At 67.0% G+C, this 15,465-nt stretch carries 19 protein-coding genes and 1 tRNA gene; 7 read left to right on the top strand and 13 right to left on the bottom strand.

The genetic code is table 11. The features are described from left to right. The first annotated feature begins 149 nt into the window (after positions 1 to 149). A complete protein-coding gene (locus tag AC3IS2_RS12310; protein WP_489198068.1) occupies positions 150 to 1,469 on the top strand; it encodes a UDP-glucose dehydrogenase family protein in 1,320 nt (439 codons plus the stop codon). Positions 1,470 to 1,541: 72 nt separating this feature from the next. Here the strand turns inward: AC3IS2_RS12310 and AC3IS2_RS12305 are convergent, their stop codons facing one another. After that, positions 1,542 to 2,216 (bottom strand): YiaD family glycine zipper/OmpA-like lipoprotein, encoded by a 675-nt coding sequence (locus AC3IS2_RS12305; RefSeq protein ID WP_489198067.1) that lies wholly within the window; start codon positions 2,214 to 2,216, stop codon positions 1,542 to 1,544. A 203-nt stretch (positions 2,217 to 2,419) separates the two neighbouring features. On the opposite strand from AC3IS2_RS12305, the gene AC3IS2_RS12300 reads away from it, so the two are divergent. After that, the gene (locus AC3IS2_RS12300) at positions 2,420 to 2,839 is read left to right on the top strand and encodes an Hsp20 family protein (protein ID WP_489198066.1); all 420 of its coding nucleotides are present in this window, start codon (positions 2,420 to 2,422) and stop codon (positions 2,837 to 2,839) included. Between the two features lie 60 nt (positions 2,840 to 2,899). Then, a complete protein-coding gene (locus tag AC3IS2_RS12295) occupies positions 2,900 to 3,151 on the top strand; it encodes a DUF1150 family protein (RefSeq protein ID WP_489198065.1) in 252 nt (83 codons plus the stop codon). 134 nt (positions 3,152 to 3,285) lie between these two features. Here the strand turns inward: AC3IS2_RS12295 and AC3IS2_RS12290 are convergent, their stop codons facing one another. The 11 genes from AC3IS2_RS12290 to rplU form a co-directional block, all read right to left on the bottom strand. Continuing rightward, the gene (locus tag AC3IS2_RS12290) at positions 3,286 to 3,750 is read right to left on the bottom strand and encodes a PTS sugar transporter subunit IIA (RefSeq protein ID WP_489198064.1); all 465 of its coding nucleotides are present in this window, start codon (positions 3,748 to 3,750) and stop codon (positions 3,286 to 3,288) included. Positions 3,751 to 3,828: 78 nt separating this feature from the next. Continuing rightward, positions 3,829 to 4,485, bottom strand: coding sequence for a ribosome hibernation-promoting factor, HPF/YfiA family (gene hpf / locus AC3IS2_RS12285; protein ID WP_489198063.1), 657 nt, complete (start codon positions 4,483 to 4,485; stop codon positions 3,829 to 3,831). 77 nt (positions 4,486 to 4,562) lie between these two features. After that, complete coding sequence (gene rpoN / locus AC3IS2_RS12280; protein ID WP_489198062.1) at positions 4,563 to 6,080, bottom strand: RNA polymerase factor sigma-54; 1,518 nt, start codon at positions 6,078 to 6,080, stop codon at positions 4,563 to 4,565. A gap of 109 nt (positions 6,081 to 6,189) precedes the next feature. After that, positions 6,190 to 6,987: an LPS export ABC transporter ATP-binding protein gene (lptB, locus tag AC3IS2_RS12275; RefSeq protein ID WP_489198061.1), complete on the bottom strand. Its 798-nt coding sequence runs from the start codon at positions 6,985 to 6,987 to the stop codon at positions 6,190 to 6,192. Between the two features lie 6 nt (positions 6,988 to 6,993). Then, positions 6,994 to 7,479, bottom strand: a complete 486-nt coding sequence (locus AC3IS2_RS12270) for an LptA/OstA family protein (protein ID WP_489198060.1) — start codon at positions 7,477 to 7,479, stop codon at positions 6,994 to 6,996. Then, positions 7,476 to 8,138, bottom strand: coding sequence for an LPS export ABC transporter periplasmic protein LptC (lptC, locus tag AC3IS2_RS12265; RefSeq protein ID WP_489198059.1), 663 nt, complete (start codon positions 8,136 to 8,138; stop codon positions 7,476 to 7,478). Before lptC ends, AC3IS2_RS12270 begins: the two co-directional genes overlap by 4 nt. Before the next feature lie 8 nt (positions 8,139 to 8,146). Then, positions 8,147 to 8,761, bottom strand: a complete 615-nt coding sequence (locus tag AC3IS2_RS12260; RefSeq protein WP_489198058.1) for a ribonuclease D — start codon at positions 8,759 to 8,761, stop codon at positions 8,147 to 8,149. Between the two features lie 158 nt (positions 8,762 to 8,919). Beyond that, positions 8,920 to 9,006 (bottom strand) — tRNA-Leu (locus tag AC3IS2_RS12255). A gap of 124 nt (positions 9,007 to 9,130) precedes the next feature. After that, positions 9,131 to 9,664, bottom strand: coding sequence for a GNAT family N-acetyltransferase (locus AC3IS2_RS12250; protein ID WP_489198057.1), 534 nt, complete (start codon positions 9,662 to 9,664; stop codon positions 9,131 to 9,133). 172 nt (positions 9,665 to 9,836) lie between these two features. Further along, positions 9,837 to 10,121, bottom strand: a complete 285-nt coding sequence (gene rpmA / locus AC3IS2_RS12245) for a 50S ribosomal protein L27 (RefSeq protein WP_489198056.1) — start codon at positions 10,119 to 10,121, stop codon at positions 9,837 to 9,839. 97 nt (positions 10,122 to 10,218) lie between these two features. Next, positions 10,219 to 10,692: a 50S ribosomal protein L21 gene (rplU, locus tag AC3IS2_RS12240; protein ID WP_431565229.1), complete on the bottom strand. Its 474-nt coding sequence runs from the start codon at positions 10,690 to 10,692 to the stop codon at positions 10,219 to 10,221. A 211-nt stretch (positions 10,693 to 10,903) separates the two neighbouring features. Here rplU and AC3IS2_RS12235 point away from each other — a divergent pair, with 211 nt between their 5' ends. Beyond that, positions 10,904 to 12,214 carry a class I SAM-dependent methyltransferase gene (locus AC3IS2_RS12235; protein ID WP_489198055.1) on the top strand — a complete coding sequence of 437 codons (1,311 nt, stop codon included), beginning with the start codon at positions 10,904 to 10,906 and terminating at the stop codon, positions 12,212 to 12,214. A 14-nt stretch (positions 12,215 to 12,228) separates the two neighbouring features. Here the strand turns inward: AC3IS2_RS12235 and AC3IS2_RS12230 are convergent, their stop codons facing one another. Continuing rightward, positions 12,229 to 12,936, bottom strand: coding sequence for an SDR family oxidoreductase (locus tag AC3IS2_RS12230; RefSeq protein WP_489198054.1), 708 nt, complete (start codon positions 12,934 to 12,936; stop codon positions 12,229 to 12,231). Between the two features lie 131 nt (positions 12,937 to 13,067). Here AC3IS2_RS12230 and AC3IS2_RS12225 point away from each other — a divergent pair, with 131 nt between their 5' ends. From AC3IS2_RS12225 to AC3IS2_RS12215, 3 genes are all read left to right on the top strand, one after another. Beyond that, positions 13,068 to 13,652, top strand: coding sequence for a Crp/Fnr family transcriptional regulator (locus AC3IS2_RS12225; protein ID WP_489198053.1), 585 nt, complete (start codon positions 13,068 to 13,070; stop codon positions 13,650 to 13,652). A gap of 18 nt (positions 13,653 to 13,670) precedes the next feature. Then, a complete protein-coding gene (locus AC3IS2_RS12220) occupies positions 13,671 to 14,330 on the top strand; it encodes a hypothetical protein (RefSeq protein ID WP_489198052.1) in 660 nt (219 codons plus the stop codon). 86 nt (positions 14,331 to 14,416) lie between these two features. Further along, positions 14,417 to 15,391, top strand: a complete 975-nt coding sequence (locus tag AC3IS2_RS12215) for a cation diffusion facilitator family transporter (protein WP_489198051.1) — start codon at positions 14,417 to 14,419, stop codon at positions 15,389 to 15,391. The last annotated feature ends 74 nt before the right edge of the window (positions 15,392 to 15,465 follow it).

The raw sequence follows: 15,465 nt of genomic DNA, 5'->3' as shown, positions 1-15,465 counted from the left end.
TCCCGATGATCTTGAAGGTCGATAAGATTGAGGGCGGTCGATCCATTCGGATCGGCCGCCCTTTTTCTTTGCTCACGGCCTGTGCCGTTGACTGGCAAACGTCATGCTTGAACGTTATCTCGGCCTGACTGCATCAAGAGGATGACTGCATGCGCGTCGCAATGATCGGCACTGGCTATGTCGGACTGGTGTCCGGCGCCTGTTTCGCGGACTTCGGTCACGTCGTGACCTGCGTCGACAAGGACGCGGCCAAGATCGACCATCTGAACGCGAGCCGGATGCCGATCTATGAGCCGGGGCTGGAAGATCTGGTCGCCGCCAACGTCCGTGACGGCCGCCTGGCTTTCGCCCTGGACGGCGCCGAAGCCATCCGTACGGCCGACGCCGTCTTCATCGCCGTGGGCACGCCGTCGCGGCGCGGCGACGGCCATGCCGACCTTTCCTATGTCTACGCCGCGGCTGAAGAGATCGCTGACCTGATCGACGGCTTCACCGTGATCGTGACCAAGTCGACCGTGCCTGTCGGCACCGGCGACGAGATCGAGCGAATCATCCGCGCCCGGCGCCCCGACGCTGACTTCGCCGTGGTCTCCAATCCCGAGTTCCTGCGTGAAGGCGCCGCCATCGGCGACTTCAAGCGTCCGGACCGCGTCGTGGTCGGCATCGAGGACGAGCGCGCCCGTCCCGTCATGGCCGAACTGTATCGCCCGCTGAACCTCAACGAGACGCCGATCCTGTTCACCGGCCGGCGCACGTCGGAACTGACCAAATACGCCGCCAACGCCTTCCTGGCGCTGAAGATCACCTTCATCAACGAGATGGCGGACCTGTGCGAGAACCTGGGCGCCGACGTGCAGCAGGTGGCGCGCGGCATCGGCTTGGACAATCGCATCGGATCCAAGTTCCTGCACGCTGGACCGGGTTACGGCGGCTCCTGCTTCCCCAAGGACACCCTGGCTTTGGTGCGGACGGCGACCGACGCGGGCGCGCCGCTGCGCCTGATCGAAACGACGGTCGAGGTGAACGACGCCCGCAAGAAGGCCATGGCCGACCGCGTGGCCGCCGCCCTGGGCGCGACCGACCTGAAGGGCAAGACGGTCGCCCTGCTGGGTCTGACCTTCAAGCCGAACACCGACGACATGCGCGACGCCCCGTCGCTGGACGTGGCCCCGGCCCTGATCGCCAAGGGGGCCACGGTCCAGGCCTTCGACCCCGAGGGCATGACCGAGGCCGCCAAGCTGCTGGACGGCGTGGTCTTCCGCGACGGTCCCTATGACGCGGTCGAGGGCGCCGACGTGGTGGTCATCCTGACCGAATGGGATCAGTTCCGCGCCCTGGATCTGGACCGGGTCAAGCTGCTGCTGAAACAGCCGGTCATGGTCGATCTGCGCAACGTCTATCGCCCCGAGGACATGAAGGCGCGCGGCTTCCGCTACACCTCGATCGGCCGGCCCGAGAGCGCTCGCTAAGGGCGACAGGCAAGAAAAAAGGGCGGCGCTGAAGCGCCGCCCTTTGTCGTTTCAGCGATTGAGGCTGAAGGATCAGCCCTTGAACGGGCGGATCAGGATCTCGACGCGACGGTTCTGCGCCTTGCCCTCGACCGTGTCGTTCGAGGCGATCGGATTGCGCGCGCTCATGCCGGCGACATAGAGGCGCTCGCGGATCACGCCGTGGTCCACCAGGTAGGCGGCGACCGACGAGGCGCGGCGCTCCGACAAAGGCTGGTTGATGGCGTCGCCGCCCGAGGCGTCGGTGTGGCCGATGACGTCGACCATCGAGCGGTCGTACTCGTTCAGCACACGAGCAACGTCGTCGAGAACCGGGAGGAAGCGGCTGTCGAGGTTCGACTGGTTGGTGGCGAAGGTCACGTCCGACGGCATGCGCAGCACCAGGTTGTCGCCTTGACGCGCCACGCCGACGCCGGTGCCCGACAGCTCGGCCTCAAGGGCGCGCTGCTGGCGGTCCATGTACTGGCCGACGCCGGCCCCGGCCAGAGCGCCGATGCCGGCGCCGATCAGGGCGTTCTTGCGGCCCTGTTCGCCGCTGGAGGTGTTGGTCAGATAGCCCAGAACCGCGCCGCCCAGAGCGCCGGCGATGGCGCCGGTCGCTGTGTTGTTGCGGTTGGGCGTGGAGCTGTAGGGATCGGTCGTGGTGCAGGCGGCGGCCCCCAGAAGGGCGGCGATGCTGACGCTGGCGACGGCGATCTTGGCGCGCATGAAAAGTCCTCTCGAGTTGGCGGTCTGGCCGCAGAACGTGGCTCTACAGTGAAGGCTACGACCTGTATGTCACGTGAACAATCGCAACGCCTAGCGCTCCTGTTGACCGGGCGGCGGCGCATAACCATTTGTTGCAAACGGCCGCGCGTCCTTGCCGCTTCTGGGAGGGCGCGGATGGTCGGGTCGCTTCTTGCGAGGGCCTTATGACGACACGCGCCATTTTGTTCGACAGCCCCTTTTTGTTGGGGTTTGACCATACCCGCGCCCTGATCGACCGCGCGGCCAAGGCGGCCGCCGAGAGCTATCCGCCCTACAACGTCGAACAGCTTGGCGAAGCGACGGTGCGCATCAGTCTGGCCGTGGCCGGCTTCGCGCCGGACGAACTGGGCATCACGCTGGAGGGGCGGCAGCTGACCATCGCCGGCAAGCGGGACGACGCGAGCAGGGGAGAGCAGGCCTTTCTGCATCGCGGCATCGCGGCGCGCGGCTTTGTCCGCAGTTTCGTTCTGGCCGACGGGCTGGAGGTGGCCGAGGCGCGGCTGGAGCATGGCCTGCTGCACGTCGATCTGGTCCGGCCCGAGCAGGACCGGCAGATTCGACGCATTCCCATCACGACGGGCTGATTTCAGCCGTCGAACCGCCTGGCTTCCCAGGCGTTCAGTCAAGCGTAAGGAGGCGGTCCTATGACGCCTGTCATGACCAATAAGGACTTCGCGGGCCTGGGCGCCCCCGACCTCGTCTATGTGCGCGCGATCCGCGCTTCGGACGTGATGGCAGACGCCCACATCGACGCGCCGGGCATCGAGATCGATCCGGAACAGATCCTCTACGCCGTCCACGGCGCCGACGGCGAGCGCCTGGCGATCATGCTGGATCGAGAGACCGCCTTCGCGGCGGCGGCGGCGCACGAGCTGGAACCCGTTTCGGTTCACTGACTTCTTGGTGCGCTGTCGGCCTCAGGGCCTGCTTGAGCGACATTCTTGGTGCGCTATCGGCCTCAAGGCCTGCTTGAGCGCGGGATTGGCGCGCTACCGGCCGTTCGACCTGCTTGAGCGCGGGCGGGATAGTGTCAGGCGGCGGTGGCCGGCACGTCCTTGACGAACAGGGCGCGGACGGCGTCGACGGTGCGGGCCTGGCGCAGTTGCTCGCGCAGTTCCGGCGAGCGCATGGCGCGCGACACGGCGGCCAGCGCCCGCAGATGCTCGGCCCCGGCGTTCAGCGGAGCGAACAGGGCGAAGAGCAGGTCGACCGGACGGTCGTCCACCGACTCATAGGCCACGGGCGTATCCAGGCGGACGAAGACGGCGCAGACGCGCTCCAGGCCCTTGATCCGCGCGTGCGGCACGGCGACGCCGGAGCCCAGGCCGGTCGAGCCCAGAGCCTCGCGTTCCAGCAGCGCGTCCAGCGCGCGCCCCTCGTCGAGACCCAGCGCGATCGCGGCGGCTTCGGCGACGGCGTGCAAGGCTTGGCGTTTGGATGACGCGCCGCCGCGCAGGACGATCCCGTCCGACGACAGCAAATCAGCGATGTCCATGATGACCCCGAAACTCGAACCCGACATTGGCGGAAGGGCGAGGCGTCTTCTAGCGCCTTCGCCCTCCGCATGAAAGCCTCAGCCGCCCGAGCCGCTTCCGTTCTTCGCCGCCTTCAGGGTGCGTTCCGGGTCGACCCAGCCCACATTGCCGTCCGGACGGCGATAGACGACGGACAGGCCGCCGTGCGCGGCGTTGCGGAACATGACCAGGGGATAGCCGGTCATATCCAGCTCCAGCACGGCCCGGCCCACGGTGATGGTGCGGATTTCGGCCTCGGTTTCGGCGATGACCATGCCGACCGGCGGCGGTTCGTCCGGCGCCCCGGCGTCGCCGAAGGCCTCGTCCTCGACCATGTCCGGATTGCGGAAAATGGTCAGGGAGGCGACCTCGCGGGCGGCGTCCTCGGTCTTCTCGGGCGACAGGCCCTTGGGACCGATGTGGTGGTCTTTCAGGCGGCGCTTGTAGCGACGGACCCGCTTCTCAAGCTTGTCCAGGCTGTCCGAGAAGGCCGCTTGGGCGTCGCCGCCGAAACCCGTCGTCACCAGGCTCTGGCCCGAGGCCAGGCGGACCCAGCAATCAACGCGGAAGCCGTGGCGGTCCTTGGACACCACGACCTCGGCGTATTCGCCGCCACGGGCGAAATACTTGCCGACTCCCTCTTCGAGTTCCTGGGAGATGCGCGAGCTTAGCGCTTCGCCGACATCCACTTGCTTGCCGCTGACTTGGATCTGCATACGCATAGAACGCGACGGGTTGCGTTTGGTGTCAACGCCGATCACCGATTTGTGGTGACGCTTCGTCGCAGACGTGATCAGCCGGTCTTCATCAGCCGTCGGCGCTGCACCGACGACGGAATTCTTAACGCTTCCCGATATTTGGCGACGGTCCGCCGAGCGATGTCGATGCCGGCCTCGTTAAGGATTTCGACGATCCGGTCGTCGCTGAGCACGTCGCCGCCGACCGCCTCGCCGTCGATCATGGATTTTATCCGGTGGCGGACGGCCTCGGCCGAGTGCAGGGCCCCGCCTTCCGACGACTGGATGGCGGCGGTGAAGAAGAATTTCAGCTCGAACACCCCGCGCGGGGTGGCGACATATTTGTTCGAGGTGACGCGGCTGACCGTCGATTCATGCATCTCGATGGCGTCGGCCACCGTCTTCAGCGTCAGGGGGCGCAGGAACTCGACGCCGAAGGCCAGGAAGGCGTCCTGCTGACGCACGATCTCGGAGGCGACCTTGAGGATGGTCTTGGCGCGTTGGTCCAGCGACTTGACCAGCCAGCTGGCCTGGGCGGCGCAGTCGGCGACGAAGGCCTTTTCCGTATCCGAGCGCGCGCCGGCGGCGACCACGCCGTGATAGCGCTTGTCCATCAGGAGGCGGGGCAGGGTGTCGGCGTTCAGCTCGACCCGCCAGCCGCCGGCCGGGTCAGGCCGAACGTGGACGTCGGGCACGACCGTCTGGGCCGGCTCGCCGCCGAAGCCGGCGCCGGGACGCGGCGTCAGGGCCTTCAGCTCGGCGATCATGTCGGCCAGGTCTTCGGCGTCGACGCCGCAGGCCTTGCGCAGGGCGGGCAGGTCGCGCCGCGCCAGCAGCTCCAGATTGTCCAGCAGGGCCGCCATGGCCGGGTCGAAGCGGTTGCGCTCGATCAGCTGCAGCTTCAGGCACTCGGGCGCCGAGCGAGCCATGACGCCGGTCGGCTCGAAGCCGTGACAGACGGCCAGGACCGCCTCGATCCGTTCCAGGTCCACGCCCAGCCGGTCGGCGACCTCAGCCAGCTCGCCGCGCAGATAGCCGCCCTCGTCGGTGGCGTCGATCAGGGTCAGGGCGATGGCGTGGTCGGCCGGGCTGAAACCGGCGGACGACGCCTGGGCCTGCAGATGCTCCCACAGGGTCGCCTCGCGGGTGTCGGGGCGCTCCATGCCGTCGCCGTCCAGACCGCCGCCGCCGCCCGCGCGGGACCAGTCGGACAGACCGGGTTGTTCGCCGCTTTCGCCCGCGTCGCGCTTGCGATCGGCGTCACGTTCGCCGGGCGGGGCGTCGTCGTAGAGGTCGTCCGATCGCGCATCCATGGCGCGTTCGGCGTCGCCCGAAGGTTCGGTGAATTGCAGTTCGCTGTTGTCGGCGGAGGTCGGGGCTTCGGCGGCGTCGTTCGCGGCCTCGCCGCCCGGCTCGCCCTCGTCGCGCTGCAGCAGGGGGTTCCGTTCCAGCTCGCCCTCGACGAAGGCGTCCAGCTCGAGATTCGACAGTTGCAGCAGCTTGATCGCCTGCTGCAGCTGGGGCGTGATGACCAGCCCCTGACCCTGTCTGACCTCCAGCCTCTGACCGATCACGGCGCCTCAATCCCTCCAACGGGCGAATGTGGCCCGGTTCTTGCTGGGATCGTGCGGCAGAGAACTTAACGTCTGGCGAACAGCAGGTTCGTCAGAAGGTCGCAGCCTGTCAGGCGTACATTTCGCCCAGATAGACGCGGCGGACCTCGGGGTCGCTGACGGCCTCGTCGGCGGTGCCTTCGAACAGGACCGAACCGGCCGAGATGATCGAAACGCGGTCGATGATGTCCAGGGTCTCGCGCACATTGTGATCGGTGATCAGCACGCCGATGCCCTGGCTGGACAGGTAGCGGATCACGTGGCGAATGTCGGCGATGGCCAGGGGGTCGATGCCGGCGAAGGGCTCGTCCAGCAGCATGAAGCTGGGGCGGGCGGCCAGCGCCCGGGCGATCTCGACGCGACGACGCTCGCCGCCCGACAGGCCGGTGGCCGGGGCGTGGCGCAGATGGTCGATGCGCAGTTCTTCCAGCAGGCGGCTGGTCTCGTCGCGCACGCCGGCGGCGGTCTTTTCGCGCAGTTCGACCACGGCCTTGATGTTCTGCTCGACCGTCATGCCGCGGAAGATGGAGGCTTCCTGCGCCAGATAGCCCAGGCCCATGCGGGCGCGCTGATACATGGGCTGCTGGGTGATCTCTTCGCCGTCCAGCCAGATCGAGCCGCTGTCGGCCGGGATCAGGCCGGTGATCATGTAGAAGCAGGTGGTCTTGCCTGCGCCGTTGGGGCCCAGCAGGCCGCAGACCTCGCCGCGCTGGACGGTCAGGGACACGTCCTTGACCACCTGGCGCTGGCCGAAGCTGCGGGCGATATGTTCGACGCGCAGGCCGGTGTGGCGCGCCTCTTCAGGGGCGGGCGCTTCGTCGGCGGCCGCCTGATCGAGGTTGAGGGCTGAGAGTTCCTTGCGCGCCAAGCGGGGTCAGTTCCCTTGCGGGTAGAAGACGCCCTGGACGCGGCCGGAGCCGCCTTCCATGCGGGCGGTCTCGGTGCGGACGTTATAGACCAGCCGGTTGCCGGTCAGGACGTTCTTGCCCTGGGTCAGGATGACGTCGCCCGTCACCACGACCTCGCCGTTGGACAGGGTATAGACGGCGCGGTCGCCGCGCATGCTCTGGTCCGGCGTGACGAAGTAGACGTTGCCGACCGCCTCGACCCGGCTCAGGTCGCCGTTGGCGGTGACGCCGGTGATGGCGTCGGCGCGCAGACGGTTGCCGCCCTGGGTCAGTTCCGCCCGGCCGCGCAGGGCGAAGCCGTTGGGCGTGTATTCGCCGCCGTCGGCCCCGTACTGGACCGGCTGCTGGCTGGCGTCAGAGCGTGCGGACTGGGCGCCCGAAGTCGCGGGGACCGTCAGGGCCAGCAGCAGGGCGGCGCCTGCGATCATGGTGTTCGACTTGGACATGGTCATCTGCCGGATCCCGCGGGGTTGATGGTGCCCCGCATCTTGTTTTCGCCCTGGCCGCTGAAGACGACCCGTTGGCCCTGATCATAGATGGCATAGGACGAAGCATCGATGGTTCCAAGGGGACCGCGCCCCTGGACGCCCTTGTCGCCCGTCACTACGCCCGTATTGGTGTCGACCACGGCTTCCGGCGTGGTCAGGACGAAGCCGGAGCCGCCGTCCGAAATCTTCACGTTCGGCCCGATCACCACCTTGCGGCTCGTCTCGATATAGGTGCCGCCGTCGGCGGTCAGTTCCGTGACCTTGCGTCCGCCCAGGTTCAGCCGCAGCAGCGGCCCGACCAGACGGAAGTGGCCCGTGGCCGGGTCGCGGATCGCGCCCTTGGCCCCGATGACGAAGGAGCGCCCCTGGGCGTCCTGGCCATGGAACATGGGGTTGTCGAGGCGGATCTCGCGCGTCTCGCTGGCCTTGCGCTCGACCCCCGACATGACGGTGCGGAACACGGTCCAGGTCAGGGCGCCGCCCGCCAGCATCAGGATGACGATGGGCAGGACGCGGCGGTACAGCTTGACCCGGCGCGAGCGCGCGCGCCAGCGCTCGCCCGCCTGGGCGACCCGGGCCTCGTCGGCGCGCTTGCGCGCTTCCTGGGCGTCGAGGTCGCTCATGGGGCTCCTCAGGCGTGCGCGAAGATGTCGATCTCGTCCCAACCGGCCAGGTCGAGACGCGAACGGGTGGGCAGGAAGTCGAAGCAGGCGCGGGCCAGCTCGGCGCGGCCTTCGCGCTCCAGCATGACGTCCAGCTTGGCCTTGATGACGTGCAGGTAGAGGACGTCCGAGGCGGCGTAGTCCAACTGCGCCTGCGACAGGACCGGCGAGCCCCAGTCCGAGCTCTGCTGGGCCTTGGACATGTCGATCCCGGCCAGTTCCTTGGCCACGTCCTTCAGGCCGTGACGGTCGGTATAGGTGCGGGCCAGCTTGGAGGCGATCTTGGTGCAATAGACCGGGCGGGTCTCGACGCCGAGGTGCAGGTCGAACATGCCGATGTCGAACCGGCCGAAGTGGAAGAGTTTCAGCACCTTCGGGTCGGTCAGCAGCCGCTTCAGGTTGGGGCAGTCATAGCCGGGGCGGTTCAGCCGCACGACATGGGCGTCGCCGTTCCCCGAGGACAGCTGCACCACGCACAGGGGATCGCGACGGAAGCGCAGGCCCATGGTCTCGGAATCGATCGCGACCTCGGGGCCGAGGTCGAGGCCGTCGGGCAGGTCGCCTTCGTGCAGGTAAACGGTCATGCTCAGAAACTCGGGTGGTCGTTCAGGGCGACAACATAGACGAACCGCGCGCTATCGCTAGGACGCAGCGCCAACCTTTGCTGTCGCACGAGATAAAGAGGAGGGCTGAAATGACAAACGGCGCCGTATCCGATCGGATACGACGCCGCTTGAGAATGTGGTGCCCAGGAGAGGACTCGAACCTCCACGGCCGTTAAGCCACTGGCACCTGAAGCCAGCGCGTCTACCAATTCCGCCACCTGGGCCCGGTGGGTTGCCCCGCCGAGGAGCGATCTAATAGGGGGGACCTTTCGGCCGGTCAACAGGCTTTTTCCCGATCTCCGAAAAAACTGCACTGTTGACCGAAATTCCCGCGAAATCAGTGTTCTATCAGGCCAGCCAGACCATCATCCGGGTGTCGGCGATGGCCCCGCGCGCCTGGCTGAAGGCGGGGCGGGTTTCGCCCGTATAGAGGAAGCCGGCCTTCTCCAGCACGCGGCCCGAGGCGGGGTTGTCGGCGAAGTGGCCGGCCACCAGGGCGCGGCGCTTCCAGCGCTTCGAGGCCCAGACCAGGGCGCCCTCCAGGGCTTCGGTGGCGAAGCCCCGGCCCCAGAAGTCGCGACCGATCCAGTATCCGGCTTCGGGTACGCTGTCCTCGCCCTCGAACAGGCCGATGACGCCCACGGGACCCAGGTCCTCATGCTCGATGACGAAGGTGTTGGCCCGCTTCGGGTCCTGGGCTGCGACGTGCAGGACGAAGTCCTCGGCGTCCTCCACCTGGAAGGGGTGGGGCATGCGCTTGGTCATGCGCGCGATGTCGCGGTCGTTGGCCAGGGCCGCGATGCGGCTGACGTCCTGGGCGCCCGGCGCACGCAGGATGAGACGCCGGGTTTCGACGACGGGAGAAGTTTCAATCACGCACATGGGTCACGCCCCTTTGGTGCGACCGCCATCCTTGTTCATCAGGGCTCGGGCGATCAGCGAGGCGGGGAAACGCAAACGGGGAGCCTGGTGATCCAGACTCCCCGCGGAAAATTTCCCTGGTCCGGATCGCGGCTTCTTGAGCAACGCGATCCCGGATTTTGTCCAGTTCGCGTTACTCGGCGGCCATAGCCTGAGCGTCGTCGTTGGCCGCGAGAATCGACACGTAACAACGGCCGCCACGTTTGGTGGTGAATTTCACCGAGCCGTTCACCGTGGCGAACAGGGTGTGGTCGCGGCCCAGGCCGACGTTCACGCCCGGGTGGAAGGTGGTGCCGCGCTGACGCACGAGGATGTTGCCGGCCAGAACCTTCTCGCCGCCGTACTTCTTCACGCCAAGGCGCTTCGACTCGGAGTCGCGACCGTTACGCGACGAACCACCGGATTTCTTGTGAGCCATAGGTCTGCTCCTCTTCCTTGGTCGCCTCCAGCCACTGCGGGCTGATGGAGCGCGACCCTCGTCCTGCTAGGCGCCGATCCCGGCGCCGGTGAATATCTTAGGCTTCAGCGCCTTCAGCCTTGGCGGCTTTCTTGGCGGGAGCCTTCTTGGCCGGAGCGGCTTCAACAGCTTCGACGCGCGGGGCCAGGCCACGGGCGCGAGCGTTGATTTCAGCCTTGGTGATCAGCTCGACCTTGCCGTCCCACTTGGCCTTCTCGCCGGCGCCTTCGATGCCGGTGATGCGCAGGACCGATTCCATCTGGCGGTGGCCGTTCGTACGGCGGTAGCCCTGACGACGGATCTTCTTGAAGATCTTGATCTTCTCGCCCTTGCGGGTCTCGATCAGCGTCGCTGCGACAGCGGCGCCGTCGATCAGCGGAGCGCCGACCGTAACACCCTTGTCGCCGCCCAGCATAAGGACTTCACCGAAATTGACGGCAGCGCCAGCGTCGCCGTCGAGTTTCTCGACAACAATCACATCGCCCGGTTGAACCCGGTACTGCTTTCCGCCGGTCTTGATCACCGCGTACATTTGGAAGCCTCAGCGTGAACGCAAAAAAGAATGCGCCCGTCAGGAAACCCTGCGGGCGAAGAGCGGCGACATATACGGAAGGGGGAGCCAGAGTCAACGTGCGCGGCGCGAAAAGCCCGCGCGGCCGCCGATTGGTTTGGGCAGGCTAGCCCCGCGTCGCCGCGCGTGCAATTGGCGAACATCGTTCGAGAAGGGGGCTTCTATCGTGGGCATGACCACTGACCGGCGCGTCGTCGCCGCGCGTCGCATCGTCGGCCATATCGCCGACCATCTCAAGGCTGACCTGTCGCTGCGGCTCTGGACCGGGGAGGTTCTGCCGCTGGGCGCGGGCGCGCGGGACGACATCCAGATCGTGATCGCCCGTCCCGGCGCGGTGCGGCGGCTCATCCTCAGACCCAGTCTTATGACTCTGTTCGAACTGTTCGCCTCGGGGGACCTGAAGGTCGAAGGCGGCAGTCCGCTGGAAGCGGCGGATCGCTGGGACCACGGGCGGGCGGTGCACCTGATGCGTTCGCTGGACCGCTGGCTGATCGCGCGCGAGGCTCTGCCCTTCCTTATGGGGCGAGGCGAGGGCGGGGCGAATGTCCTGCCGGCCTGGGACGCAACCGGCGACGACGGCGTGGGTCAGGATCGCAGCGGCCGGCGCGACCAGGACTTCATTCAGTTCCACTATGATGTCGGCAACGACTTCTACGGCCTCTTCCTCGATCCGGAGATGGTCTATTCCAGCGCCTACTTCACCAGCCATGACGCGACGCTGGAGGCGGCGCAGCAGGAGAAGCTGGATCGGATCTGCCGCAAGCTGCGGCTGAAGCCTGGCCAGCGCATGCTCGATGTCGGTTGCGGCTGGGGCGGTCTGTCGTGCTGGGCGGCCAGCAAGTACGGCGTCCATGTTCACGGCGTGACCCTCAGCCAGGCGCAGCTCGACTTCGCCCGCGCCAAGGTCGAGCGGCTGGGCCTGTCGGACAGGGTGACGTTGGAACTGAAGGACTATCGCGAGGTCGAGGGCGCCGGGGCCTATGACGCCATCGCCCAGGTCGAGATGTTCGAGCACGCCGGTTTCGCCAACCACGAGCGGCATTTCGATCAGATGCGCCGCCTGCTGAAGCCCGGCGGTCTCTATTTCCATCAGGCGTCGGTGCGTCGCGGCGGCAAGGGCGAACTGCGGCCGACCCCGACCACCAAGGTCATCACCCGCTTCATCTTCCCGGGCGGGGAACTGGACACGATCGGCATGACGGTCGGCAACCTCGGCCGCCTGGGCTTCGAGACGCTGGACGTCGAGGATATGCGCGAGCATTTCGAACTGACGCTGCGCGAATGGACCCGGCGTCTCTATGAGCGGCGCGAGGACGCCTATCGGCTGGCGGGCGAGGCGCGCACCCGGCTCTGGCTCATCTATTTCGCCCTGTTCGCCAAGGGGTTCGAGCGCGGCGCGGTGCTGGTCTATCAGACCGTGGCCCAGAAGCGTCGGTCGGGTCCCTCGGGCCTGCCTTTGGACCGGGCCAGCCTCTATCAATAGCGGTCGAAAGCGCCTCAGCCGCGCCGGAGGATGTCGCGTATGAGCGAAGGGGCGATGCGGGCCAGAGGGGGAATCAGCCGGGATCGTCCGACATAGATTTCACTGCGGCCGCGTCTGAGGCCTCGCATGATCTGATCGGCGGCCTGGGCGACGGGCATTTTTCCGCTCCCGCGGCCCCTGGTCATGGGAGTGTCGACGATCGGCAGGATGACCTCGATCACCCGCACGCCGCCTTCCTGCTGATAGCGCAGGCTCTGGGAGAAGGAGTGGAGGGCGGCCTTGGTGGCGCAGTAAACGGCCGAGGTCGTCTTGGGATAGAAGGCCAGACCCGAGGAGATGTTGACTATATGGCCGCCATCCGGGTGCGACTGCAGGCCCGGGAGACAGAGAGCGCTGAGCCATACGGGGGCCAGGAAATTGACCGTCGTCTCGTAACGGATGCTGTCGTAGCGGAAGCCGGCCTCATGAAGCTGAGGCAGAAATTGCACGCCGGCGTTGTTGATCAGGACGGACAGGTCGGGGTGGTCGTTCCAGACCGCTTCGATCGAGTCTTCGATATCCTGCTGGTCTGACAGATCGCAGCGATAGACATCGACCGTCGGGCGTTCGGCTTTCAGCGCCGTCAGGGCGGCCTCAGAGCGGGCCAGGACCACCACCTGATGCCCCGCGTCGCAGAGACGGTCGACCAGTTGACGACCGATGCCGGACGTTCCTCCGGTCAACAGGATTTTCCGAGGGTAGGATAACATGGGCGCCTCCGCATAGTGTGGAGACTGCGTTCTGCCCCGCCGCGAGCGGCTGCGACTTAACCTGGGTTCAGTCCGATGGCAGCGCGGGATCGCCAGGGGGGAAAGTGGGTCTTGATCTTCTACTAGAGCGGCTGGCGTCAGATCCGGTCCTGGCCCGCCATGCTCAGCGACGCAGCTTCGACAAGGGCGAGGTCGTCTTTCGCCAGGGCGACCATTCCCGCGACATCTATGTCCTGCGGGGCGGGCTGGTGAAGCTGTTTTACCTCACCCATGACGGCAAGGAGTGGATCAAGAGCTTCATCGCCGACGCGGGGGTGTTCGGCTCGCGACGATCGCAGATCGGGGGCGAGACCAGCGCCTTCACCGCCGCCTGTCTCGAGCCCTGCGAGGTTCTGGTCCTGGGGTATGATCGCTTCCGTGCGGCGATGGCGCAGGACGCGGGCCTTTTGGAACTCTTTCTGGAGATGTCCGAGTCCATGGCGCTCAGAAAGGAAATCCGCGAGCACGACCTTCTGTGCCTGTCCGCCGAGGCGCGATACCGGCGCTTCATCGCCGAGCAGGGGGATCTGGCGGCGCGACTGATGCAGGTGGACATCGCCCGCTTCCTGGGCGTGACGCCCGTGGCGCTCAGTCGGATCAGGCGGCGGTATGCGGAATCGGACGCGTCCCTCTCGACCGTTACAAAGTAACAGGATAGAAGCCGCGGAATGTCGCCGCCCGATCTTCAGCAGCCCGTTCTGATTTCGCTTCTGGGCGGGGGATTCGTCGCGGCCTTCCTGCATGCGGCCCTGCCGACCCACTGGCTGCCCTTTGTTCTGGTAGGGCGGGCGCAGCGGTGGAGCCTGATGCGGGTCATGACGGTCGCGGTGACGGCGGGCCTGGCCCATATCGCCTCGACCGCCCTGGTCGGCTCGCTGATCGTGGCGGCGGGTCTGGCGCTGAACGCCTGGATCGGGGGGCTGCTGCCGCATCTGTCGGCGGCCCTGCTGTTCATCTTCGGCGCCTTCTATCTGGCGCGGGCCTCGCTGCAGAAGCCGATCACGGCGACAGGACCCGAGGCCGAGGTGCCCGAGCCCGCCGTGTCGGACCGCGCCGCCTTCTGGGGGCTGGTGCTGATGATGGCCGTGACGCCGGGCGAGGTGCTGCTGCCTATCTATCTGTCGTCGGCGACGGAAGGGGTCATGGCCCTGGCCCTGCTGACCGCCAGCTTTGCGGCAGGGACGGTGCTGGGCATGACCCTGCTGGCGGCCCTGGCCAGCGCCGGATACTCCATCCTGCGGCTGGAGCGCTGGGCGCGCTATGAGGGCGCCATCCTGGGCGTGGCCCTGATCCTGATCGGCTTCCTGGTGATGACTCATCAGCACTGATGCGCTGATAGGTTATATGTTTACATTCAATGACTTATGTTCGTTCGCATTGACGATGTGCGGCGGGCGGGCCTAGAGAGGGCGGCATGGCGCACGATCACGCACACGACCATGACGGCTGCTCGCATGCGGGCCATGACCATTCGGGTCACGACCACGGCCACGGCCATTCCCACGGCATCGGCGGCCATCATCATGGGCCGGTGGATACGGGCGACTGGCGCTACGCTGTCGGTCTGATCCTCAACCTGGCCTTTGTGGCCTGCGAGTTCGGGGCCGGGATCTGGGCCGGGTCGACGGCGCTGATGGCCGACGCGGGCCACAACCTGTCCGACGTCCTGGGTCTGGCCATGGCCGGCGGCGCGGCCTGGCTGGCGCGGCGCGCGGCGGGACCCAAGCGCACCTATGGCTATGGCAAGGCGACGGTGCTGGCGGCGCTGGGCAATGCGCTGCTGCTGATCTTCGCCTGCGGCGCCATCGCCTTCGAGGCCGTGCGGCGGCTGGCCGAGCCGGCGCCGGTGGCGTCGGGCGTCATCATGGTTGTGGCGGGCATCGGCTTCTTCATCAACCTCGGCACGGCCCTGCTGTTCATGAAGGACCAGCACAAGGATCTGAACGTGCGCGGGGCCTATCTGCACATGATGGCCGACGCCGCCGTGTCGCTGGGCGTGGTCATCGCCGGGGCGGTGATCCTGCTGACCGGCTGGGCCGTGATCGACGCCCTGGTCAGCCTGGCCATCGTCGTCGTCATTCTGCTGGGGACCTGGGGCCTGCTGAAGGACTCGGTCAACCTGGCGCTGGACGCCGCCCCGAGCGGGGTCGAGGTGGCCGAGGTCCGCGACGCCTTCCTGGCCTTGCCGGGCGTCAGCGCGGTGCATGACCTTCACGTCTGGGGCCTGTCGACCACGGACACGGCGCTGACGGCGCATCTGGTCCATGACCGGCCCGACGCCGACGCCCTGCTGATTGAAGCGCAAGGCGTGGCCCGCAGCCGCTTTGGCGTCAGCCACACGACGTTCCAGTTGGAAAGCGGCGTCCTGCCGGCTTGCCCGGCCTGTTGATCCTTCTCCTCCCCATGCAATGGGGAGGTGGCGCGGGCGCGCAGCGTCCGTGACGGAGGGGCCGCTTCATTCAG

This window comes from Brevundimonas sp. KH_025 (assembly GCF_057839885.1).
The sequence above is the reverse complement of the archived record's forward strand: the minus strand, read 5'-3'. Positions and strand labels throughout refer to the sequence as shown.